23 protein-coding genes and 1 pseudogene are annotated in these 21979 nt (G+C 41.8%); 10 read left to right on the forward strand and 14 right to left on the reverse strand.

The genetic code is table 11. The annotated features are described in order from the left end of the window. Together ACFE93_RS25325 and ACFE93_RS25330 are read left to right on the forward strand one after the other, a co-directional pair. Nucleotides 1–308, forward strand: a pseudogene (locus ACFE93_RS25325) (hypothetical protein); the annotation flags it as partial. Nucleotides 309–328: 20 nt separating this feature from the next. Then, the gene (locus tag ACFE93_RS25330) at nt 329–646 is read left to right on the forward strand and encodes a hypothetical protein (RefSeq protein ID WP_375477347.1); all 318 of its coding nucleotides are present in this window, start codon (nt 329–331) and stop codon (nt 644–646) included. 6 nt (nt 647–652) lie between these two features. On the opposite strand, the gene ACFE93_RS25335 is transcribed toward ACFE93_RS25330, so the two are convergent. Next, nucleotides 653–856, reverse strand: coding sequence for a hypothetical protein (locus ACFE93_RS25335; RefSeq protein WP_375477349.1), 204 nt, complete (start codon nt 854–856; stop codon nt 653–655). A gap of 238 nt (nt 857–1094) precedes the next feature. Continuing rightward, a complete protein-coding gene (locus ACFE93_RS25340) occupies nt 1095–1334 on the reverse strand; it encodes a hypothetical protein (protein ID WP_375477351.1) in 240 nt (79 codons plus the stop codon). 92 nt (nt 1335–1426) lie between these two features. Between ACFE93_RS25340 and ACFE93_RS25345 the strand changes: the two genes are divergently transcribed. Then, complete coding sequence (locus tag ACFE93_RS25345) at nt 1427–1585, forward strand: hypothetical protein (protein ID WP_375477353.1); 159 nt, start codon at nt 1427–1429, stop codon at nt 1583–1585. Nucleotides 1586–1667: 82 nt separating this feature from the next. Here the strand turns inward: ACFE93_RS25345 and ACFE93_RS25350 are convergent, their stop codons facing one another. The 7 genes from ACFE93_RS25350 to ACFE93_RS25380 all read right to left on the reverse strand — a co-directional run bounded on the left by ACFE93_RS25350 (nt 1668) and on the right by ACFE93_RS25380 (nt 11857). Then, nucleotides 1668–3548 (reverse strand): ABC transporter ATP-binding protein, encoded by a 1881-nt coding sequence (locus ACFE93_RS25350; protein ID WP_375477355.1) that lies wholly within the window; start codon nt 3546–3548, stop codon nt 1668–1670. 111 nt (nt 3549–3659) lie between these two features. Next, nucleotides 3660–4658: an aldo/keto reductase gene (locus ACFE93_RS25355; protein ID WP_375477357.1), complete on the reverse strand. Its 999-nt coding sequence runs from the start codon at nt 4656–4658 to the stop codon at nt 3660–3662. A 157-nt stretch (nt 4659–4815) separates the two neighbouring features. Beyond that, nucleotides 4816–5418: a GDSL-type esterase/lipase family protein gene (locus tag ACFE93_RS25360; RefSeq protein ID WP_375477359.1), complete on the reverse strand. Its 603-nt coding sequence runs from the start codon at nt 5416–5418 to the stop codon at nt 4816–4818. Nucleotides 5419–5774: 356 nt separating this feature from the next. Beyond that, a complete protein-coding gene (locus ACFE93_RS25365) occupies nt 5775–7313 on the reverse strand; it encodes an amidohydrolase family protein (RefSeq protein WP_375477361.1) in 1539 nt (512 codons plus the stop codon). A 227-nt stretch (nt 7314–7540) separates the two neighbouring features. Continuing rightward, on the reverse strand, nt 7541–8905 hold the full coding sequence (locus ACFE93_RS25370) for an LLM class flavin-dependent oxidoreductase (RefSeq protein ID WP_375477363.1): 1365 nt from the start codon (nt 8903–8905) through the stop codon (nt 7541–7543). A 624-nt stretch (nt 8906–9529) separates the two neighbouring features. Beyond that, nucleotides 9530–10174, reverse strand: a complete 645-nt coding sequence (locus ACFE93_RS25375; RefSeq protein ID WP_375477365.1) for an FMN-binding negative transcriptional regulator — start codon at nt 10172–10174, stop codon at nt 9530–9532. Nucleotides 10175–10873: 699 nt separating this feature from the next. Next, on the reverse strand, nt 10874–11857 hold the full coding sequence (locus tag ACFE93_RS25380; protein WP_375477367.1) for a CHAD domain-containing protein: 984 nt from the start codon (nt 11855–11857) through the stop codon (nt 10874–10876). A 287-nt stretch (nt 11858–12144) separates the two neighbouring features. Between ACFE93_RS25380 and ACFE93_RS25385 the strand changes: the two genes are divergently transcribed. Beyond that, a complete protein-coding gene (locus ACFE93_RS25385) occupies nt 12145–13212 on the forward strand; it encodes a DUF3616 domain-containing protein (protein ID WP_375477369.1) in 1068 nt (355 codons plus the stop codon). A gap of 68 nt (nt 13213–13280) precedes the next feature. Here the strand turns inward: ACFE93_RS25385 and ACFE93_RS25390 are convergent, their stop codons facing one another. Next, nucleotides 13281–13685, reverse strand: coding sequence for an NIL domain-containing protein (locus ACFE93_RS25390; protein WP_094347724.1), 405 nt, complete (start codon nt 13683–13685; stop codon nt 13281–13283). 679 nt (nt 13686–14364) lie between these two features. On the opposite strand from ACFE93_RS25390, the gene ACFE93_RS25395 reads away from it, so the two are divergent. Beyond that, nucleotides 14365–15090: a sterol desaturase family protein gene (locus ACFE93_RS25395; protein WP_375477371.1), complete on the forward strand. Its 726-nt coding sequence runs from the start codon at nt 14365–14367 to the stop codon at nt 15088–15090. A 141-nt stretch (nt 15091–15231) separates the two neighbouring features. Here the strand turns inward: ACFE93_RS25395 and ACFE93_RS25400 are convergent, their stop codons facing one another. Beyond that, complete coding sequence (locus ACFE93_RS25400) at nt 15232–15534, reverse strand: hypothetical protein (protein WP_375477373.1); 303 nt, start codon at nt 15532–15534, stop codon at nt 15232–15234. Between the two features lie 488 nt (nt 15535–16022). Next, nucleotides 16023–16892 carry a 3-deoxy-7-phosphoheptulonate synthase gene (gene aroF / locus ACFE93_RS25405; RefSeq protein ID WP_375477375.1) on the reverse strand — a complete coding sequence of 290 codons (870 nt, stop codon included), beginning with the start codon at nt 16890–16892 and terminating at the stop codon, nt 16023–16025. A gap of 871 nt (nt 16893–17763) precedes the next feature. Here aroF and ACFE93_RS25410 point away from each other — a divergent pair. The 5 genes from ACFE93_RS25410 to ACFE93_RS25430 all read left to right on the forward strand — a co-directional run bounded on the left by ACFE93_RS25410 (nt 17764) and on the right by ACFE93_RS25430 (nt 20942). After that, the gene (locus ACFE93_RS25410) at nt 17764–18258 is read left to right on the forward strand and encodes a hypothetical protein (protein ID WP_104905187.1); all 495 of its coding nucleotides are present in this window, start codon (nt 17764–17766) and stop codon (nt 18256–18258) included. Between the two features lie 138 nt (nt 18259–18396). Further along, on the forward strand, nt 18397–19068 hold the full coding sequence (locus tag ACFE93_RS25415) for a pentapeptide repeat-containing protein (RefSeq protein ID WP_375477377.1): 672 nt from the start codon (nt 18397–18399) through the stop codon (nt 19066–19068). Between the two features lie 174 nt (nt 19069–19242). Next, entirely contained in the window at nt 19243–19527 is a 285-nt protein-coding gene (locus ACFE93_RS25420; RefSeq protein ID WP_375477379.1) for a hypothetical protein, read from the forward strand. Nucleotides 19528–19561: 34 nt separating this feature from the next. Then, nucleotides 19562–20416, forward strand: coding sequence for a DUF72 domain-containing protein (locus ACFE93_RS25425; RefSeq protein ID WP_375477381.1), 855 nt, complete (start codon nt 19562–19564; stop codon nt 20414–20416). Between the two features lie 85 nt (nt 20417–20501). Then, the gene (locus tag ACFE93_RS25430; protein WP_375477383.1) at nt 20502–20942 is read left to right on the forward strand and encodes a hypothetical protein; all 441 of its coding nucleotides are present in this window, start codon (nt 20502–20504) and stop codon (nt 20940–20942) included. Between the two features lie 108 nt (nt 20943–21050). Here ACFE93_RS25430 and ACFE93_RS25435 read toward each other — a convergent pair whose 3' ends face one another. Further along, entirely contained in the window at nt 21051–21458 is a 408-nt protein-coding gene (locus tag ACFE93_RS25435) for a VOC family protein (protein WP_334854450.1), read from the reverse strand. Between the two features lie 92 nt (nt 21459–21550). Beyond that, on the reverse strand, nt 21551–21961 hold the full coding sequence (locus ACFE93_RS25440) for a VOC family protein (protein WP_375477385.1): 411 nt from the start codon (nt 21959–21961) through the stop codon (nt 21551–21553). Nucleotides 21962–21979: the final 18 nt, after the last annotated feature.

The raw sequence follows: 21979 nt of genomic DNA on the forward strand, positions 1-21979 counted from the left end.
ATTATTATCAACAAGCCCTGGAAATATATATCGAATTCGGCGATCGCTATTCCAGTGCTAGCATTTACTATCAGCTTGGGAAAGTAGCAGAAGAATTAGGAGAGTTAGAGGAAGCAAAAGCCAATTACCTACAAGATTTGGTAATTACAACTGAGTTTAATGACGAGCATGGTTTGGGTATTTCGTTGCGTAATCTTGCCCGTTTTTATCAAACTACCCAGGATGAAAATTTATTGAGGGAAGTAGCGAAGATATTAGGGACAACAGTGGAGGAATTGAAGGAGACAATAATCAATAGTGAGGAGTAATCGATCGCATTTTGGGTTTTGTGGGTAAGGGCGATCGCTCTCCCGTTATCTTAAAAGTTACAATGAGTATGGTATTTACAGGAAAGGCAGAAATAACTGCAAAAGACAAAATTCACGCTGAAATTGATAGCCTTAATGAAGAATATCTAGATGAACTATATCTTTTAATCCAAGATTTTGCCCAATCTAAACAACATCTGAAAAAACCGAGTTTCATGTCAAAATTGAAACAAATCAAGATAAATGCTCCAGAGGATTTTGCTAGCAATCTTGATTCTTATTTAGCTGGGGATGAGGCAGGAGGCAGAAGGCAGGAGGCAAGAGAGAAGAGGGTTTGAGTCTATTTAATTTTTCTTAACACACTCTGGTAGTCCAAATTTTGCCCTAACTTCCTGTGCAGAAATTACTTTACCAGCTTGACTCTCAGCAAGTCCAGCTTCCACAACTTGCCTAACATCAATCTCATACATGAGGTCATCCCATGTTGAGTTAGCAGGTAGTTTATCAATTAGCTTTCGAGCTTCTTCTTTAATATTTAGCTTTTCCATAGAGATTACAGATAACTTGCTTTTCTATATTGTATGCTCAAGGGTAATCGCGTTTGGGGTTTGTGGAGGTGCGATGTTTAACGACAAGCCGCGTTGCGTCTACGCGTTTTGGGTTTATAGGGAGGTGCGATTGAGTTTTGTGGAGGTGCGATCGCTCTAAGTTTTTCTTGCTTCTCAATTTTCATCTTTATAAATATTTCTACGATGTCCGACTTCCACAACATTCACCACTTATAACTCACGCAACTTCCTTTTTGATTCCTGCTTTTAGTTCTTTTTTAGCTTCTTCCCATGACAATGAATTATCAATATTAGCTTCTTGTTTTGCTTTGTCGTAGACTTTTAAATCTTCTTCCTCTTCTTCTGCTTCGATTTTTTGAAGTAGTGCGTAAATCTCATCTAAAGTACTATCATAAGCTTGACTTAACAGGATATTAATTTCTTTAATTAATTGTTCGCGTTCCTGTTCACTTTTCATTTTTAGACCTCTTTTATTGCAAATATATGTTTATTGAAAGCAGCGGGAAACTCCATCCCATTATGTGTGGAGAGGGATAGCCGCCCCGCCGCTTGGGGCATTGGGCATTAAATTTAGGGTTTGACTTTTTTATCTTAGCTTTTTGCGATCGCATCCTTGATGATATGCGAATTGACAAGTCAGCGCTTCGCTATCGCCTGTGGTTGATTACAAGTGAAGTGCGATCGCATCTGTATTTTATTTCCCGGTAATAGTTCCCCCGTCACCTGCATCGGTATACTTAACAATAGACATTCAAGCCGATTTTGAGGATGTAGAGAATAGCGGCAAATGTCAAGCGATTATTCCCTCTTCGACGTTATCTGTGCCAGTGCGAACCTCGCGTATGCGTTCCTCACCGAGATTTTCCGGCAGAAATCCACCTGCTTGCATTTTCCATAACCTGTGGTAAGCGCCGCCCAGTGCCAGCAGTTTAGCGTGGGAACCATCTTCAATAATGCGACCTTTGTCGAACACCAAAATCCGGTCTAGATGGACGATGGTAGATAATCGATGAGCTACGACGATCACCGTTTTCTGATTCATTGCTAAGTCAAGGGTATCCTGGATCGCTTTTTCAGTGATTGAATCGAGGCTGGAGGTGGCTTCATCTAAAATCAGAATCGGCGCATCTTTGAGGATTACCCGTGCGATCGCAATCCGTTGTCTCTGCCCTCCAGATAACTTGACACCACGTTCGCCCACCTGAGAATTGTAACCATCCTGACTTTGGATGATGAAATTGTGAGCATGAGCTTTTCGTGAAGCCTCTATTACTTCCTCATCGGTTGCATCCAAGCGTCCGTAACGAATATTTTCCAGCAAAGTGCGATGAAACAGAGACGGATCTTGGGGAATCAAACTGATTTGAGCGTGTAGGGCATCCTGAGTCATGTCTCGAATATCGATCCCATCAATAGTAATCTGTCCAGATTGGGGGTCGAACAAACGCAGAATCAGATTGACAAAGGTGGATTTTCCAGAACCAGAGAAGCCCACTAGTCCGACACGCTGTCCCGGTTGGATGGAAACAGAAAGGTTGGTAAAAACTTTCTTCTCATCCGAGTAGTTGAAATTCACCCGCCGAAATTCAATCTTACCTTGAGTGATTGAGTGGGCGATCGCGCGATCGCGATCGACCAACTCGTGCGGTTGAACGATGATAAAGACACCATTGGCAACATTACCGACATGTTCAAAAAATTCTAGAAAACGGCGGCTCAAATTGCGGGCTTCACTAATGATCAACAGCGACAGGCTGGTTGCTACAATAAAGTCAGCAGTAGCGATCTTTCCTTGACTCCAGAGGGAGAGTGAGTAATACAGAGTGCTGATTTTCAGAATGGCTGCTGAGATGAACTGAAACCAGCGAATTCGCTCCGAATACCAATTGGATTTTCTTACCTGTTTGATTTCGCGCCCTAATTGCTCATTCAAATAGCGTCGTTCAAAACCCAAGCGGGCAAACAATCGGCTACTGGTGAGATTTGTTACCGCATCTACGATGATGCCAGTTGTCTCACTTCTGGCGGCTGCGGCTTTCCGGGAATAAAATCGGCAGCCAGTTGCTAGCCAGAACGAAATACTGATAAAGAGAACTGCCCATATACCCACGAGTGCAGCTAGCGGAGGATAGGCGCGATACAGTATCGTTGTGGCAACGGTATACACAACAATTACTGGCATAAATTCAGTAATCATCATTTGCATCGTCTGGGTAACACCTAAAGAAGTTTCGCTAATTCGATGTGCCAATGCCCCAGAAAAACTGCTACTTAAGTAGCGATGCGAATGGTGCTGTAAGTAGGCATATAGCGCTCGCACAATGTGCTGTCGGTGGATTGGATGGAGAATCGTATGCAAAAGTCCAGCCGATCGCCCGAATATCACTTCACCCACACTCAAGCCGATGAATAACATTAGGGGTTGCTTCATGGCATCAAAAATGGGCTTGCTGTCGCCCGTCGATCGGGTTACACCCCGAACGATCTCGCCAATGGCATAAGGCAACATAATGCCACAGGTTGCGTGTATAATCTCCAAGATAACTGCTAGCACATACCACCAGCGAAAGTGGTTAACGAAATAGCAAATGAACCTGAATGGAGTTGATGGCAAATCTGGTGCATCAGCAGCACGTTGAAAAAATTTGGATTGTCTGGTCTTTTTTGTCATGAAAGTTCCGGTTTGCAAACGTCTAATACCAATTCGTAATGACGCTCCTACATCGCTAGTGCTGCGCTAACGTAATTCGTAATTATGAAAATCATTTTTTATAAATAGAAACTAACGCAGGGAATCTCCTTTTCGATATTCGGCGGTTAGGTCGTCTAACTTTTGTTTCAAACTGTCGTCAAGTTTTAGTTCTAGTGCCTTGAGGTTGTCAGTGAGTTGTTCTGGACGGCTAGCGCCAATAATCGGGGCAGTGATAATAGGATTAGATAAAACCCAAGCTACCGCCAAGGTGGTGAGGGAAAATCCGGCGAGATCCGCTACTGTGCGTAAAGCTTCGACAGTATTAAATTCGCGATCGTGCCAGTAACGATCTTGATAACGTTCTGCGGCAGCACCTAGCGTAAAACGCGTACCTGAAGTGGGGCCTTGAGCAAGAATGTGTTTGCCGGTAAGCAAACCGCCCGCCAAGGGATTGTAGGAAATTACACCCAGTCCCTCTTCTTTCGCCAGAGGCAACAGTTCTCGCTCAATTTCGCGGAATAATAGGTTGTAGCGGGGCTGAACAGAGATGAACCTGGTTAGATTGCGCGTCTGGGCACGACCCAAGGCGCGGGCGAGTCGGTAAGCTAAGAAGTTGGAAACCCCGATGTAGCGCGCCTTGCCAGCACGAACCACTGTATCCAATGCTTCCAGAGTTTCATCGAGGGGGGTGGAGGCATCGTCGGAGTGCAACTGATACAGGTCGATATAATCGGTTCCCAGCCGCCGCAGGGAAGCATCGATCGCATCCAAAATATGTTTCCGCGAAGCCCCTTGATCCCAAGGTGCAGAGCCAACCCGGCCGACGCACTTGGTAGCTAAGATAAAATGTTCGCGTTTGCCTTTCAGCCAGCGCCCAACGATTTCTTCAGTACGTCCAGCAGTAGCAAGCCCGCCGCCAAGGGGATAAACGTCGGCTGTATCCAAAAAGTTAATTCCGCCATCAGCAGCAGTGTCGAGGATGTGCCTGGAAGTTTCTTCATCGGTTTGCAATCCAAAGGTCATGGTGCCGAGACAGAGGCGCGAAACGGTCAATCCAGTTTTACCGAGATTGGTAGTTGGTAAGGTCATAAAGATGTTGTTAATTGAGAAAATGTGGAAATTTTTAAATAAAATGCGACGTGCGTTCCGCCCCGCTTCTCTACGAGACGCTACGCGAACCCTAACGCAGAACTAAAAACCTATAGGACATATTAACTAAGCCATGATTAGCCCGATTTCGGCATTTTTAAGGTGTGAACCAATTTAACCAAGCTTCCCAGTTTTGGACGATCGCAGCAAATTCTGCATAACCATCAGCTTTTGGGTGAGCGCCGTCATTGGCTTTTGCTTCTGCTAGCCAGATAGGTGACTTCATTAAACTAGAAAACACATCAAGATACGGAACATCTAGTTGATCGCAAACCAATGCGAATTCCTGTGACAGATTGGCAAGAATTTGATTATCACCACAGGGTGGCGGACTAACCATCAAGATCGGATACAGTTGCTTTGCTTGGCTTAAGATGCTGCGAGCATTTGCGATCGACTCTGACAGTTCGATTCCTTGTTGTTTACCCGCCCATCCTGAATCGTTTGCCCCAAAGGAAAACACTACTCGACCATCAGATTCTTTTGGGAGACGATAGGAGACTTCCGAGTACCAACGTTGTTTGAGATACCGACTCGTCTCTGCCCGCACCCCCAAATTGTAATGGGTAATAGCGTATCCTCTTAACTCAGCACTGCGGCACACTCTACCTGTCCAACCCAGAAACTCTGGATCGCCTGTGCCATTGACAAAGGATTCACCAATAAAACAAATTCTGATTTCTTTGCGAGAATCTGACATAAGTCAACTGAATTTTGGTGAAAAAGTTCGGTTTTGACTTGAGAAAAAGCATTATGTTCATGATTCTAGAAGATATTAATATATTGTTATGTTAGGCAAGCAGGTAGCCTAGCTCACAGAATATTGCAAGTTAGTTTTTGGGCATTTTGGCATTGACAGAACAGGCGAGAAAAGATAAAGCAAAAAACCATTGTTGGTGTCGTGAGACACGCATTTCTCACAAACTTCAGGGGGAGAAGGGGCAGAGGGGAAAGAAACTTGTACAAGAACTCTCCCCTGCTCCTCTGCTCAAGAGCACAAGCCCAGGCAATGCTAAGTAAAGAAGTAGGGAATCTCACTTCTTTACTCAGCACTCTTCATGCCACCACTAGACTCTTGTCCACTTGTTTAAATTCAGTGTTACCTACTTTCGATTCGATCGCTGTACCTTTGAAGAATTCGGGGTTAGCTTGGGTGTAAAACTTGTAGGGATTAGCGAAAACATAAGATTTGAAGTCGGCTTCGGAAATAACGCCTTCTTGCACGAGATCCCAGCTTTCAGCTAAGGGGGAAGTCAAGTCTGGCACATCCCAATGACCAACATCTGAGGAATAAATGGCGTTGATCTTGACTCCCAAGGGATTGGCTTTGTCATTGAATGCCGTAGCGATCGTGCGATCGTCGGACTCGGAACCAAAGAAGAAACTATTCACCCAGCGATCGCGGATATCTTCAATGGTTTCAATGCCTGCTGCGGCAAAATCATCCAATTCGCTATCAATGGGCGCACGGCTATAACGGCTGAATGAAGCTCCCAGTACAGTCTTGGTCAATTCATCTTTATCGAGGGAATGTCCTTGAGTAATTTCTGCACCGTAGCGCTCAAATATTTCAAACAACTCATCGGCATTTGTCAACGCTGGATTGTAGTTTTGCAGTGCCTTGACATTGCGCTTGGAGAACCGATCTACCAAATGAATGTAGACGCGGGCACCCCAATCTGCACCACCTTCCAGCATTGCTACACGCAACTGCGGAAAACGCTTGGTAACACCGCCGAAGAACAGCGCCTTCGCAAATGCTTCTGAACCATCGGCGAAGTGGCCGATATGGTTGTTCATGTAATTACTGATGGAGGAACGACCAGTCCACCCCTGACTGCCGTAATGGGTGGTGACGGGTACTCCCAGTTCCACAACTTTGGCCCAGAAGGGATCGTAGTCGTATTCACTATCTAATCCGTAGAAGTCGATATAAGAAGCGTACTTGGCAATTTCGAGGAATTTATCAGCTGGATATTTATCAGCGATCGCTTTGATTGGGCGTTTCACTCCACCAGTGATATTAATTACCTTTAAACCCAGTGTTTTCACAGCAAACTCTAGCTCCTCAATCCCTTCTTGGGGAGTAGTTAATGGGATACCAGCTACCGGTGTCAAGCGATCGCTATATTTCCGGTAAATATCAGCATGATAGTGATTAACCGCACGTTGCAATGCTTGACGATTCTCTGCACTCGCTCCAGCCGGTGCTAAAACATTGTTCGGAAACAACACTGAATAGTCTGACCCTTGCTCTGCCTGACGCTCATAGAGGAGTCCGGGGAGGGTATAAGTAGCGAGATCCAATGTGTTTTTGGTAACTCTAGCCCACCAAGGCGATCGGATTGTCCGGTTGTATTGACGTTCTTCAGGGGTTTGTTGATACCAGTCTTTACCGTTGCTCTTGGAGTTAAGACGGGAGGCTTCCGTCTTACGTAACTCATCTACGAGTTTCACACCGCCGTACTTAGCGATGTAATCCTCAAAAGCTGGGGTGAAATCATTAGTATGAACGTCGGTATCGATTACTGGATAATCAAAGGTTGCTCTGATTGCGGCGGAGCGTGAGGTCTTTAATCGGCTATATTCAGTCATGTTTTTTTCCTTGCCTACGGCACAAAAAATTACAGGTTTTTCCTAGCATCTAATGCTACTATTGACAAATTTTCCCGTAGAGACGGCGATTTATCGCGTCTCTCGACAATTTTCAAATTCTGTAGGGCGGCGATCTACAGAAGGTGCAATTTAAAAGGTATGGCTTAAGCATCCGTAAAAAATTCATTTACGCTACAGCACTGCACAGTGCAGATATAAAAAGTCATTTACGCCAACACCAATCTTTCATCTAATTGTTTAACGGCAAAACGATTGGCCGGACGACGCAATCCCAGGTTTTCACGCAAGGTACTGCCTTCGTATTCAGTACGGAACAGTCCGCGTTTTTGGAGGACGGGAACGACTAGGTTAACGAACTCATCTAATCCTGTGGGAAGGATTGGTGGCATGATATTAAAGCCATCTGCTGCAGCGTTGTTGAACCATTCTTCTAACTGGTCGGCAATGGTTTCAGGAGTACCGAGTATGGTGCGATGACCTCGTGCAGTAGCAAGAGAGAGATACAATTGACGCAGTGTGAGAGTACCACGAGTAGCCAAATCTCTGACTAGTTTGAGACGACTTTTGTTAGTGTTGGTGTCGCTGGGTAGTTCCGGAGCTGCATCATCTAAAGAATATTTCGACAAATCCACACCTTTGTAATAGTTCTTTAAAATTCCCCAGGCGACATCGGGATGGATTAACGATTGCAGAAATTCGTACTTTTCTTGAGCTTCTGATTCGGTACGGCCAATGATTGGGAAAGCACCAGGCATGATTTTTAGATCGTCTGGCGATCGCCCATATTGTGCTACCCTACATTTGATATCAGCATAAAATTCCTGAGCATCAGCTAAGGTTTGATTAGCAGTGAAAATTACCTCAGCAGTGCGTGCGGCTAAGTCCCGTCCCGATTCGGAGGCTCCAGCCTGAACAATCACCGGGTAGCCTTGGGGCGGACGACCAACGTTTAAAGGGCCTTTTACAGAGAAATATTTGCCCTTGTGGTTCAATGTATGCAGTTTGTCTGGATCAAAATAAATACCAGACTCTTTGTCACGGATGAAAGCATCGTCTTCCCAGCTATCCCATAGACCTTTCACCACTTCCACAAACTCTTCAGCTCGTTCATAACGCTGGCTATGTTCCGGGTGATGCTCAAGGCCGAAATTACGTGCAGCATTCTCATTGCCTGTAGTGACTACATTCCACCCGGCCCGGCCCTTACTCAAGTAGTCCAGAGAGGCAAACTTCCGCGCCAGGGTGTAGGGTTCTTCATAAGTGGTCGAGGCGGTGGAAATGAAGCCGATGTTTTGAGTTACAGAAGACAAGGCCGAGAAGAGGGTGACAGGCTCAAAATGGGCAATTTTACCATTGCGATGCTGAGTTTCTGGAGCGCCACCCCAGACTCCTGGACTGTCTGCTAAAAAAACTGCATCGAATAAACCGCGTTCGGCAGTTTGGGTAATTTCTTTGTAATGCTCGAAATTCAGTCCAGCATCTGCTTGTGAATCGGGGTGTTGCCAAGCAGAGACATGGTGTCCGGTAGCTTGAATGAATGCACCTAAACGAATTTTGCGTGTTGTACTCATGCTTTTTTCTTTTCTTAAAATTGTCTTAGCAGTAGCTCTATGGTTGGTATCGCTGACTTGTATATAGCTGAATAGCACGAAGAAAAAGTGAAACCTCGCTTTTGTCAGGGTGTAGGGGGTAGTGCTAAAAGACTTTGCATTTTAGAGTGTGAAACCTAGCTCTACTCTTCTTATATTCCCTACACCCCAAAAGCAGTAATCTCAAAGGTTAGCACTTTTATTCGTGCCATTGGTATGGCTACGTCAGTACTAAATGTAATTATGGAATGCTCTCTAGCAACTGAGCTTACCGTTCAGTTGCCTAGATAATTGCTAAAAAATCAAATAACCGAATTCTAAGCAAGTTTAATAGCACAGCAGAATCTCTAATTCTGCTGCTTGGTGCTCGAATTACCATAAATTTATCTAGTAATTTTACCCAGCAGATATGAGCCTACACGATCGCTACAAAAAAAGATGTGCTGGCAATCACAATCTCATGAAATACTAATTATTAGTTTATCGAATATTAAGTATTACAAACTATTTGTTTGCGGAGTATATAATTATGTATAATACCCAAAGCTTGTTTGACAATACTCTAGGTTCGCTTGATCTCTCTCCACGACTAGAAACTGCGGGTTTTCACTCTGGCAATTGTTCACTGGTTTCAAGATTCTGTTTTATGGCAGCACCAATGGCATGAACAGTTGGTTCTGTACTTTGTAGCAACGCATCTGCAACATTACTCTGGTCAAAATGACTGCGATTTTGGCTAAGTTTATATTTCCCTTCCAGTCGCGTGATCGTCATCTCAAAACCAATAATGCCGTTCATCATTCCTTCACGAAAGTTATCGGATAAGCTATGCCATTGAGATTTATACTCAGAGCCATAAGTGTCAATCATATCCTCAATCATCTTATCCATCAAATCCGGCGAATCACCAAAGGTAATAACTTGGGGCACACCAGATGCGTGTACAGCAATGTAGTTCCACGTCGGTACACTCTCCTGCTTCTCATACAAAGATGGTGAGATATAAGCATGAGGTCCCGTAAAGACGGCAAGTGCCTCGCCTACGCCAAAGACCTGCCATTGAGGATTTGGTTTGGCAAGATGACCCAATAGCTTAACTACATTATTTTGCACTGTAACAACCAGCGGAATATGTGAGGCAACAGGAACATCATTGAGAATAGATACCAGTGTGGCAAAACTGTTCGCACGCATGAAGGCGACAAGTTTCTCAATGTCATTTTCTTGAAAAGCGTTTGGAATGTACATCATGCCTTAACCTTACTCTCATTTCTCTGGATATGATAACGAGAGATGCTATGGTTTTTGACGTATGGGTATAACTTTTGATTATTCAACCACACTTAGAAAATTGTAGGTTGGGTTAAGCAAAGCGCAACCCAACAAAGCTCAGGAAATGTTGGGTTTCTCAACCCAACCTACGTAGAAGTTGAGTTTTAGGCTTAACTGAACTGTATTGGGTTATAAATAAGTAGCAGTTCTATATTTGTTCTTTTTATGACTTGGCAAATTGGCAACTCTAAGAAAATTAACTGTGTTATTTTCAATACTATACAAGGTGTATTTGCACTTTCAAGCTATTTAGACGGGCTGCAACCCGTCTTTTTTATCCCTAGACCGTTTTAAAATCTCGTTAAATCTCGTTTCCGGGTAAAACTGAAAATGCTCTTTAATTTAACTATATACAAACTAGTAATAGAGCCATTGAGAATGGCTGTGTTAGGGCAGGATTGTTAGAAGCACCTGGAACTTTTTCAGGCATGGCACTCCCTGGACAAATTGAGCAGGGAGCAATGCTAGAAAGCACTATTAGACTAATTTCAGGTTTGATTTAGCCGAAGAAAACTGTATTGTACAAATTCTCCAAAGCAGTGTTTCTCTTTTGTCTCTAGAAGCTTCTATTCAATTGTTTGTTCGTTAGTCCAATCCTTGCCCAACAAAGAATAACTTTTAACTGATTACTCCTGAAAGTGGGTGCAGTATTGTTAAATGAAAACTATGTCTGGTTTCAGTTTTCAGATACCGTTCTTGCAAAGGTTGCCACTGCTGCCACGACTGGTAACGATTTTCAGTTAATAAATTAGCAAGGGTGGGCAACTCAGTCTGAATTTCTGACTTGTATACATCTGCAAGCCAATCAGTTAAAACAGCACTATCTTGCATCGTACCCAAAATTTCTTGGATATTTTTCACTTCTGTAATATAAGCTTCGTAAGATTCGCCATATAAGTCAGTAAATAACTCCATTTGATAGCGTATACGTTTAGCTTCTTTTCGCAAACTATGAAGATTTTCACCTTCTGTTGTCAATTGTTTTTCTATCTTTTTTGGTTTCCAGTTTTTCTGGATTTTCACTTCTGATTCTACAAATTCAGTACCAACTAGCCAACCTGGATGCAGTAAGAAGTTACTCACTTCTGGTAAAAGTAAGTCTGGTAGCACTTGCTGAATCGAAACAGCTGCCAAAGGTTGATAACTGGGTTTCTCTAACCACTTATCTAATGCATCTTTTAAAGACTTGTAAGATTCATCGTTTAATGTTTTCTGCACACTCGATTGTACATCTTCACGTTGTTTTGCTAAAGCTGTAAAAGCTGTTTGTAGAGACTCCTGCTCTTTACGGGGTAAGTTTGGTTTGTAATTGTTTTCCAAACTTTCTTTGAGTACGTCTAAATCTCGCAGATTACCAAGACGACGAGCTATTTTACCAATATTTTTATCGCTGACTGGTTTCGATACATCCACCGCTAGCCCAAACCGAGTTACCGCTGTCCGTAGGCGGCGCATTCCCACTCGCATTTGGTGTAGCGCTTCTGGATCTTCATCTTTCTTTACTGATTTTTCCCACTTCAAGGTTTTCTTAAAGTGTTTTTCAATCGCTTGGTAGGCGTAGTCACCAAGAGTTTTTACTGTAGGTTGTGTAGCTAATTTCATAATTTGTCTGAATGATTCCCTCATGAGGTTATTGCATAATAACAATATTATTTAAAATTTTTCATCTACTTTTGATATTTTTTAACTATGAGGATTGTTACGTATGCTTATGACTATTGATAGGTGCATCCTCTTCTATAAATATGCAATGTCTCTCAAAGGTTTAAATAGTAGTTCATCCCCTCAAGTTAATATGAACTATAGTTTTGAGATAAATGTTTAGGATAATTGAATCATATATTATAATACCATGACTAGTATATTTATAACTATCAATATAATTTAAAATGCCAAACTTACATTTGTTAAATCAAGTTTTATTGACTTTTGTAGATTCTTTTCAAGAACATAGAGAAGACTTATCAGCAGTACTGTTAACACATCAGAAGTATTTATGGTTGGGGTCAGATGAAACCTCAACTATTGAGCGTTTATCTTTGATTGATACTGATAAATTTACAGAACACCAACAATTTCATGTAGCAGAATTTATCAATTTACCTGCACCAGAAGAGGAAGAAATTGATATAGAAGGACTGGCTTACGCTGATAATTACTTATGGTTTGTTGGTTCTCACAGCTACAAACGCAAAAAATCCAAACCTGAAAATACAGATGCCAAAAACTTTAAAAGGCTAGCAAAAATTGAATTAGAACCTAACCGTTATATTTTAGGACGAATTCCTTTGATAGACGGTAAGCTATGCTCATCTTGCCCACACCCAGAAAAGCCAGATGTGCAACTGAATGCCGGTAAATTAGAGATGACGAATCAGGGTAATTTGCTAATGACAGCTTTAGCAGATGATGCCCATTTAGGCTTGTTTATTAAAGCAGGAATTCCCGGAAAGGATAATGGCTTTGATATTGAAGGAATAGGCATTTATCAAAACCGTGTCTTTCTGGGTTTGCGGGGCCCTGTATTGCGGGGTTGGGCTGTAATGCTGGAAATAGAGTTAGAAGATTCTACTCCTAGACTGATGAAACTAAAGCAAATTGGGGAATTGAAGGAGTTATATAAAAAGCATTTTATCTGGTTGAATGGTTTGGGAATTCGGGATTTGTATGTAGATGATAAAGATTTGTTGATTTTAGCCGGCCCAACGATGGATTTAGATGGGCCCGTGCAAGTTTATCGCTGGTTAAATGGTGTGAATTTGCAAGAAAATATATTTAGCAATCCCGATTTTGTGCAAGATATTCCTTATGGAAATCGAGAAGAACACGCTGAGGGAATGACGATGTTTCAGGATGTAGCTGGTATACCTTCGCTATTGGTAGTTTATGACTCTCCAGCAAAAAGTAGGCTGGTGGGTGATAGTGGTGTAATCGCGGATGTGTTTAAGTTGGGCTAACTTCAATTTTAGATTTTGGATTGCTGAGAAAGTTGGATGGGCAATCCTCCGTGGTGTATACAGTAATTTTAAATGTTAGTAGAGATTGCTTGTACGGGACAGGTGGGAATACACTGTTCGCAGACAATACAGCGCGATCGCGTGAATGTCAACTTGTATGTCTCTGGCTGGAGGGTGAGAGCTTCGGTAGGACAAACCCCAGTACACAAACCACAGTGGACACACACATCCTCATCGATCGCAATTTCGCCTAATGTAGAAGAAACATTAACATTACGCGATCGCATCCATTCGATCGCTGCATCTAATTGATCGATGTCTCCCGATAATTCTACTACCAGTTTGCCAATTTGATTTGGGGCAACTTGGGCGCGGATAATATTGGCGGCGACGTTGAACTCTTTGGCCAGTACGTAAGTAACTGGCATTTGCACGGCGCGTTTCGGGAAGGTAAGCGTTACTCGTTTTTTCACAGATTTAGCAGAGGGTTTTTTCTGTTGTAGCGTATTGAGAGTTTTATCAGTCCTTTCCTACGGTAAGTTGCACAAACGAGCAAGGCAAGAGAAGGACACTGCTCTTACCTCAACATACATAGCACCATTTCCAAAAATCTTTGCAATATATAAATTGGCTCTAGAGGCGTACTAGCTAGCTGTACCAGTTTAAATACAGATTTGCGATCGCTTGCAGCCAAAGATGTGCATACCTTGGGGGTATCTTGAAGATCCGCGTCAGTTCTGGGAAATCTTGGAAATTGTTAAAGAACACAATAGGTAAAAATCAATTCAATTGTTCTTGAAATACATAATATAAACGAACGGCTTAAATAAATTGTAACTTAGTTGCAAAATTAGCTATTTACCACAATTTAAGTTGACCAAGAACCTTTTTTTATGAATAGTAATAACTTATATTTATATATGCACTAAAATTAGTTTAGTTTTTATTAATAAAATTTAATATATGTTTACTGAACTACTTGATGTTGTAAAATAAGCAGTGGATTTTGTCGATTAACAAATTAAATCGTAATTTGCTTATTTTTGGTAATGAAGACCAAAACAATTGGACATAATCAGCATTTTCATTTCACCGAATTAATATTACGGATGGGTCTAATTGACGAACCACTCATTTTGGTATTATTGCTTTTTGTTCTTCGGTATCACTCTTGCCCGATACTTTCTGATTGCTGGTGGAGCATACTTGCTCTTTTATTTAGTTTTAGGGAAGTCTCTTGCCAACAAGAGTTTGCGTTTGAAACCGTTGATGAATTGTTCCATTAAAAAGGATATTGAATTATCAGTAATCTCCACAGTAGTTTTTGCTATTTCTGGAGCATTTATGATCTCAGAGTATAATTTGGGAGCTACGCTGTTATACGCTGACATCTGGAAATACGGACTCTGGTATTTAATAGTTAGCTTTATTGCAGTGCTAGTTCTTCAGGATACTTACTTTTATTTTATCCATCGGATGTTTCACCAGCCTCTAATTTTTAGATGGATGCATTATGGACACCACCGTTCAGGCGAGCCAACACCCTGGAGTTCCTCTGCCTTCGACTTACCGGAAGCGATCATACAAGCACTTTTCTTTATAGGTGTAAGCTTCATAGTTCCGCTGCATTTTGTCACCTTAGTTGCCGCACTTATAACTATGACAGTATGGGCAGTGTTTACCCATCTTGGATTTGAGTTATTTCCCTCCTTATCTAAAAGTTACTGGATTGGAAGGTGGCTTATTGGTTCTATGCATCATTCCATACATCATCGCAAGTATAAAGTACACTACGGTTTGTATTTTACGTTCTGGGACAAACTGCTTGGTACTGAAGATCCTAATTATGAAAGCGAAACCCACACAAGGGAGTTTTAACTATAGCAGTCCTAAATCATTTGTGAAATATTTTTCTGTTGGCTGTCATTTGTCCTTTGTAATCACAAATGACAAAGCGCAAAGTCTGAGCGGAGGTTTCCTCCGCTCAGAACTTTGTAAGAGAGGACAAATGACTACTGACTATTTAATTTTTGTCGAATTCTCAAGCTTGTTTGGATTCACCCAACGATTGATAAATTCGTTGTTATGTTTGTAAACCTTGATTTGCACTTGCTTAGAACTTAACTTGACTATTTCGGCAGGAATTCTTTGAACATCGCTAGAATCGGTGCGGGGTTTATAAAGCCAAATGACTTTTTGCCCAACTTGAAAGTTGTTAGGATTGCTAGTTAAAGAAAGCGTACTTTCTGCCCACGAGGGGAAAGCAATTACTAAGTTTATCAAAAGTGCTAAGACCACTAGAGTGATTTGAAAAAGTTTCATAATCATTGCACTTGTCTTAGGTTGGATGGGGCAATCAATCTGCGGCTCTAGCATTTAGTTATCGTCCTTCTTTGGGTTATCAAAGTTGAAAGATGGGTATACTAAAACTTCTTTAGGCCATTTAGTAAAAGTTAAAATATCTACTGATTTCAGGATAAAACGACTTGTAGAATAAAATCAAATAGTCTTATTTGTTAAAACGATAATTTAGATTTATATAGGACTCCGATTTAATTTTTGAAAATATACTGAGACTGAAAAGCCCATTTTATCAGGGTTTCATTTGAAATCTTGTTCAGAAATCAGACAGGAGTCCTATATATAGAAGATTGTGTTGTAAAAATACGTTTGACACAGAACAAATGGAATAGCTGAAGTAACAACTTGATTTTACGAAAGCGATCGCTGTTTGTCTTTAACCAAAAGAAATATTTTGACTGAGACATTCAAGCGATGCCTACGGCGGTAAACTACGCGTTCTGTGAAATTTAAGCAGCCCAAAAAATTGGGGCAGGTTCCAAACCCGCCCCGACATCTGATATAATACGCCCAACGGCTGTGGCTACAGGTTTTAAACTATTAACTAAATGCACCATATCTTCTAAAGAAAGTGCTTGACGGGCATCAGAAACAGATTTTTCTGGTTCTGGGTGACATTCAATAATTAATCCATCTGCACCGCAAGCGATCGCAGCCCTAGCCACAGGTGCGACCAACTCCCGTTTGCCGACAGCATGAGAAGGATCTACAATTACAGGCAAGTGAGTTATTTGCTTGAGTGCTGCCACTGCCCCTAAATCTAGGACGTTACGGGTGTAATCATCGAAACTGCGAATACCTCTTTCGCACAACACCACATCAGGATTCCCGTGGCTAAGGATATATTCAGCAGCCATGACAAATTCTTCAATAGTCGCTGCTAAACCACGTTTGAGCAGTATTGGTTTACCAGCTTGTCCCAAAGCTTTGAGCAAATCAAAGTTTTGCATATTGCGGCTACCAACTTGCAGCATATCAGCGTGGGCGGCGACTACTTCAATTTGGGAAATTGACATCACCTCCGTGACAACTGGCATATTGTAATGCGATCGCACCCTGGCTAAAATCTCTAACCCTGACTCTCCCATACCCTGGAAAGCGTAAGGAGATGTGCGGGGTTTGTAGACACCGCCACGCAACCCCTGTACTGATGCAGTAGATAATTTTTGGGCGACTATCTCCATTTGTTCTAAGCTTTCAACAGTGCAGGGCCCGCCGATAATTACCAGTTCTTTACCGCCGAAAGCGACTTCTTTCGAGATTTTAACGATTGTCTGGTGGTTTAGATGGGATTGTGCAGCAAGTTTGGCATTAATCATGATTACATTCTCCAGAAAAATTAAGTATTGGGAATTGGGAATTGGGAATTGGGCAAAACAGTTCCGTTAGCGTCAGCGGGGCGTTTAGCCCGTTTCGAGTTCCTCGGCAAGCGAGTAAACAAGTGAGATTCCCCACTCAGCACTCCTGAAGGGTATTGGGGATTAGAATAAGAGTTATTTTCTAGCCCCCAGTCCCCGATAACAACAAAAAAGCCCGAAACCTTTAAGAGTTCCGGGCGCGTTCAGATTCATTGGCATGACGCTATTTACCCGGAATTTATTCTGGGCCAAAAGTAAAAGCCATAAAACCAGCTACTGAAATAAGTCATGACAATGAAATTCTCCTTAAAAAACAAAAACCGCAGAGTTTGCTCTGCGGTTCACCGGGCGGTTTCCATTAGGAAACTTAATTCACTCCCGGTGAACCACCCTAAACCAAAAATAAAAGTAGGAATTTGTGTTAACCATTTGCGGGGTTTTTGCTGAAAAACTTAAGAAATATATCTATATAGACTATAAATAGCAGGAAAAGTGCGCTTTGTCAAGACCTGCACAAACTATAAAAAAACGATAGACTCAGTACAACTCTGGGGATTAAGACTAATAACGCTTTGCATAATTCAAAATCACACCCTGTTCTTGATTGTACGAGTTGCTTATTTGCGTAGCGAAAAAAGTGGCTTGTCATTAGATATTAAGATAGTTATATAACCTCAGAAGAAAAAGCCAGGATTGAGAAGTCAAAATATATAATTCTCCTGACTTATGATTTCATCTTACGAAAGCTGATTGCAGGGAATTGACAACCGCCATACATTATTACCCAAGTCCTCATTGACCAGATCAACTTTTTAGGATCATTAGTCTCATTATGCCCAGTTCCAAAATCTTAACCCAATCTTTCGACTATTATGGAGCTTATCCCTGCCCAGTCTGTCGAATAGGTAAGATTTCTCACATGCCATTGATGGAAGCTATGGCATGTGACTTTTGCCAAGAGATTTTTACAGTCAACTTAGAACAACAGCAAATCAAGATGCCTTCTAGGCAACCACCTTTAACTTGGCGTTGGAATGGGTTTAGTTGGACAGAAGGCCAGTTGGAAGGTGTGGAATTAGGTTGGGGTTATGGACTAGCAGCAGCAATTTTTATAATTTTTCCCACTACTCTAATTGGCATAGTAGCTTACTATTTTCCTGCTAATCTGAAAGAACCCATTACCTGGATGCCATATATTTGGACAATATTAACCTTCTTATCACATTTATCAATTATTGTTTGGATTTATATTGAAGTCTATCAGATTCCAGTTGCAGCATATTTTAGAGCGATCGCTCGATGGAGAAATGGAGAGATGGGAAGATGAGAAATCAATTAAAAATTAAAAATTAAAAAACTTCTGCCTCCTGCCCCCTGCCTCCTGCCCTATAATCCATAATAAATAATGCAGCGTATAGATGGCTCCATCACTCATAATTAAGTTGATTGTCCACCAAAATATCGTATGAGCGATCTGGAGCGGTACTATAGAGTTTTGGAATTAGAGCCTGGAGCAACACTTGAAGAAGTGAACCAGGCTTACAAAGATTTAGTCTTTGTTTGGCATCCCGATCGCATTCCCAAAGACAATCTCCGTTTACAGCAGAAAGCACAAGACAAGCTGAAAGCTATAAATGAAGCTCGTGAAAAGTTGCGCTCTCTAAAAACCAAACCTCAAACCACACATCAAACTACATATCAAACCACACATCACTCACCGTCACCTCAACAGGAAAAACCATCTCAACCAACCCAGCAACCACCAAAACAAAACTCAGATTTAAGCGGCAAAGACTACAGTCGGGCAAATTTGAGCAATAAAGACTTATCTGGCAGAAATCTGAGTTATGCCAATTTGAGTGGTGCTAATCTTAGTGATACTTTTATGCATAAAGTCAACCTCAGAGGTGCAAATTTATCTGAAGCAAATTTATTTCGGGCAAATCTACTTTTAGCCGATCTCAGGGAAGCGAATTTACGCGCTGCTAATTTGATTGGAGCGGATCTCAGTGGGGCCGACTTGCGAGGAGCCGACTTGACGGGAGCGCGGATTCGCTCTGGTGAGCGTCTTCTGGTTAAATTAGTTGGGACTAACTTAGCAGGGGCAATTATGCCTGATGGTTCAATTTATCAATAAGTGAGGTTGCGCCATAACACCAAAATCCTCATGTAGAGACGCGATTTATCGCGTCTTAAAAGACCAATTATCTACACTAATAACCCTTAACTGAAACGTATTGGTGCATAAATTACTTTTATGCAATGCAATTGAAAAATGCTATATGCCTATTTGCTTGCCTAAAACACTAAAATGAATACGCGATTTACCGAAATGAGAAAGCAATATGCCTTTTTGCTTGCTGAATCTACTGAAATCAGAAAGCAATCAGGCATTTTCAGAAAGCAATATGCCTTTTTGCTTGCTGAATCTACTGAAATCAGAAAGCAATCAAGCATTTTCAGAAAGCAATATGCCTTTTTGCTTGCTAAATCTACTGAAATCAGAAAGCAATCAAGCATTTTCAGAAAAAAATCTGTGATTTTAACAAGTCGGGAATTTGACCTCGCTTCATCCATCCCTACAACCTACGTGTAAAATTGAATATGATACATCAAGGCTTTTAAGCACTGTGAACTTTTTTATTGGTTGTGCTGTTTGGGCATATAAAGGTTGGGTAGGCGAACTCTATCCCCAAGGTACTCGCACTGCCGATTTTCTCCATCTCTACAGTCGTCGCTTCACTACTGTAGAAGGTAATACCACCTTTTATGCCGTGCCTAACCAAGAAACTGTAACCCGTTGGGCTGCTGAAACACCAGCAGGTTTTGAATTTTGTCTAAAATTACCGCGAGATATTACCCATCAAGGGTTGCTAAAACCTTATATCCCAGCTGCTTTAAAATTTCTGGAGGGGATGCGCCCTTTAGGTAAGCATCTTGGCCCAATGTTTGCCCAGTTACCACCCAGCTATGCACCTGCATTACTTGACGATTTGTCCAACTTTCTGGAAGCTTGGCCACGTACAGAAGTACCCCTAGCAGTGGAAGTTCGGCATCCCGACTGGTTCAAGGAACCCGATGCTAGTAATTTGACGACGCTTTTAGAAAAGTTAGGTGTCGGAAGGGTACTGTTAGACTCGCGCCCCATTTATACTGGAGATGACGATCCCCAATTACAATCGGAACGACGCAAACCGAAATTACCGTTGCAATTGAGTGTAACAGCACCTTTTACTCTGATTCGGTTTATTTCTCATCCGAATTTATCAGTGAATCAGCCATTTATGGAAGAGTGGGTGAGGCAAATTCAGCAATGGTTACAGATGGGAGTGCGAATTTATTTTTTTGTCCATTGTCCAATAGAAGCGCGATCGCCCAGCACAGCCCGTCACTTCCAACAGCTCTTAGAACAGAGTAGTACACCAGTTCCACCCCTACCTTGGAATAATCTTGAGCATCCCCCTAATCAACTCAGTTTATGGTGAGCGTATTTAGTAGATAATTGGTGTTGTCATACTTTTTTGTTAAAGCAAAAATTTTTTCAGAGTAGTTCCACCAAAGGAGGTTGATATGAGTCGTCTTCTTTATGAAAAATCAGTCTCATATAAAGGATATCTCATTATTCCATTTGTTTTTGGCAAGGCGGATAATTACGAAATTTATTCGTATAAAATGCTATCTGAAATTGGGCACAGAAGCCAATTTCACAAAGCAGGAAATCCAGCAGGAATCTGTGGTAGTGACGTTAGTAATATCATTGATATTGCTAAAGAGCATATCGATCAAAATTCCGAGTTTGTTCATCTGGGGGATAGTTTTAAGTCTCGCTATATTTATCGGAACAATTTAATTATCATCTTTCAAGAAGGAGATAAATATTTTTATGACCATTACCCACCAGAGTTATTGAATAATATTGCAGCTCCAAAGTTATTCAAATCTGAATATGAATGTCTGAATTGGATTAAGCAAGGGTTTGATGGGCGACATGTACGGCAAAGAGCTATTTAAAGAAGGTAAGAGCATTTGCATTTGTGTATTACAGATATAGCGGTTCCCATTCAGATGCGATATAACGTTGTACTGCATCTGAATGGGAGTTCTTCAAACATTGGATTTTCAACCTTGATTTATTGCGCTTGGCTCCATGTAGATAATTTCCCAAATGTGGCCATCTAAGTCAGCAAATCCATGTCCATACATAAAACCGTGATCTTGCGGTTCATTGTAGGTTGTTCCACCAGCGGCGACAGCTTTGCGAACTATTTCATCGACTTGTTCTCGGCTATCAGAAGATAAACACACAAGCACTTCTGTACTTTTTGTGGCATCACAAATTTCTTTGGGAGTAAACGTCTTAAACTTTTCATGGGTCAAGAGCATGACGAAAATGTTTTCGGACACAATCATACAGGTGGAAGTTTCGTCAGTGAATTGAGAATTAAACTCAAAGCCGAGTTGAGTAAAGAACTCGATCGATTGATTGAGGTTTTTAACTGGCAGATTAACGAAAATTTGAGTACTCATGGGTTCTTCTTTTAAATTATTGCACAGTGAAAGATCGGCGAAAAAGCGTTGAGGTTTTACAGGGAAGATGCCCATAAGCACCTCCCCACAAGTCAAGCAGTTTTCTGGCAATTGACCATCCACGGAATACCGAATCGATCGACCAACATACCAAAGCGGACAGACCAAAAGGTTTGATCGATCGGCATCTTCACTTTTCCGTTTTCTGCCAGGGTATGAAAGATGCGTTCTGCCTCCGCTGGCTCGTCAACGCTGATTTGCACGTAAAAGCCTTGGGGTGTATCAAAATATCCAGGCGGACTGTCAGAACCCATCAAGAGGCGATCGCCTAGATCGAGGCAGACGTGCATGATTTTGTCATGCCATCCGGCAGGTATATGCTCGGCTGAGGGTGCATCTTTGTGGGTCATCATCATGACAATTTTGCCGCCAAGACAGTGTTCGTAGAACTTGAACGCTGCTTCACAGTTGCCGTTGAACATGAGATAAGGATTGAGTTTCATGGCTTGGCTCAGTAGATT

The organism is uncultured Nostoc sp. (assembly GCF_964247315.1).
In the GTDB taxonomy this organism is placed as follows: Bacteria; Cyanobacteriota; Cyanobacteriia; order Cyanobacteriales; family Nostocaceae; genus Nostoc.

Bases quoted from the DNA above. Each gene is read 5' to 3' on its own strand.
- ACFE93_RS25335 (WP_375477349.1), bottom strand. From the start codon at position 856: ATGGAAAAGCTAAATATTAAAGAAGAAGCTCGAAAGCTAATTGATAAA.
- ACFE93_RS25340 (WP_375477351.1), bottom strand. From the start codon at position 1,334: ATGAAAAGTGAACAGGAACGCGAACAATTAATTAAAGAAATTAATATC.
- ACFE93_RS25350 (WP_375477355.1), bottom strand. From the start codon at position 3,548: ATGACAAAAAAGACCAGACAATCCAAATTTTTTCAACGTGCTGCTGAT.
- ACFE93_RS25355 (WP_375477357.1), bottom strand. From the start codon at position 4,658: ATGACCTTACCAACTACCAATCTCGGTAAAACTGGATTGACCGTTTCG.
- ACFE93_RS25360 (WP_375477359.1), bottom strand. From the start codon at position 5,418: ATGTCAGATTCTCGCAAAGAAATCAGAATTTGTTTTATTGGTGAATCC.
- ACFE93_RS25365 (WP_375477361.1), bottom strand. From the start codon at position 7,313: ATGACTGAATATAGCCGATTAAAGACCTCACGCTCCGCCGCAATCAGA.
- ACFE93_RS25370 (WP_375477363.1), bottom strand. From the start codon at position 8,905: ATGAGTACAACACGCAAAATTCGTTTAGGTGCATTCATTCAAGCTACC.
- ACFE93_RS25375 (WP_375477365.1), bottom strand. From the start codon at position 10,174: ATGATGTACATTCCAAACGCTTTTCAAGAAAATGACATTGAGAAACTT.
- ACFE93_RS25380 (WP_375477367.1), bottom strand. From the start codon at position 11,857: ATGAAATTAGCTACACAACCTACAGTAAAAACTCTTGGTGACTACGCC.
- ACFE93_RS25385 (WP_375477369.1), top strand. From the start codon at position 12,145: ATGCCAAACTTACATTTGTTAAATCAAGTTTTATTGACTTTTGTAGAT.
- ACFE93_RS25400 (WP_375477373.1), bottom strand. From the start codon at position 15,534: ATGAAACTTTTTCAAATCACTCTAGTGGTCTTAGCACTTTTGATAAAC.
- aroF (WP_375477375.1), bottom strand. From the start codon at position 16,892: ATGATTAATGCCAAACTTGCTGCACAATCCCATCTAAACCACCAGACA.
- ACFE93_RS25410 (WP_104905187.1), top strand. From the start codon at position 17,764: ATGCCCAGTTCCAAAATCTTAACCCAATCTTTCGACTATTATGGAGCT.
- ACFE93_RS25415 (WP_375477377.1), top strand. From the start codon at position 18,397: ATGAGCGATCTGGAGCGGTACTATAGAGTTTTGGAATTAGAGCCTGGA.
- ACFE93_RS25420 (WP_375477379.1), top strand. From the start codon at position 19,243: ATGAATACGCGATTTACCGAAATGAGAAAGCAATATGCCTTTTTGCTT.
- ACFE93_RS25430 (WP_375477383.1), top strand. From the start codon at position 20,502: ATGAGTCGTCTTCTTTATGAAAAATCAGTCTCATATAAAGGATATCTC.
- ACFE93_RS25435 (WP_334854450.1), bottom strand. From the start codon at position 21,458: ATGAGTACTCAAATTTTCGTTAATCTGCCAGTTAAAAACCTCAATCAA.
- ACFE93_RS25440 (WP_375477385.1), bottom strand. From the start codon at position 21,961: ATGAAACTCAATCCTTATCTCATGTTCAACGGCAACTGTGAAGCAGCG.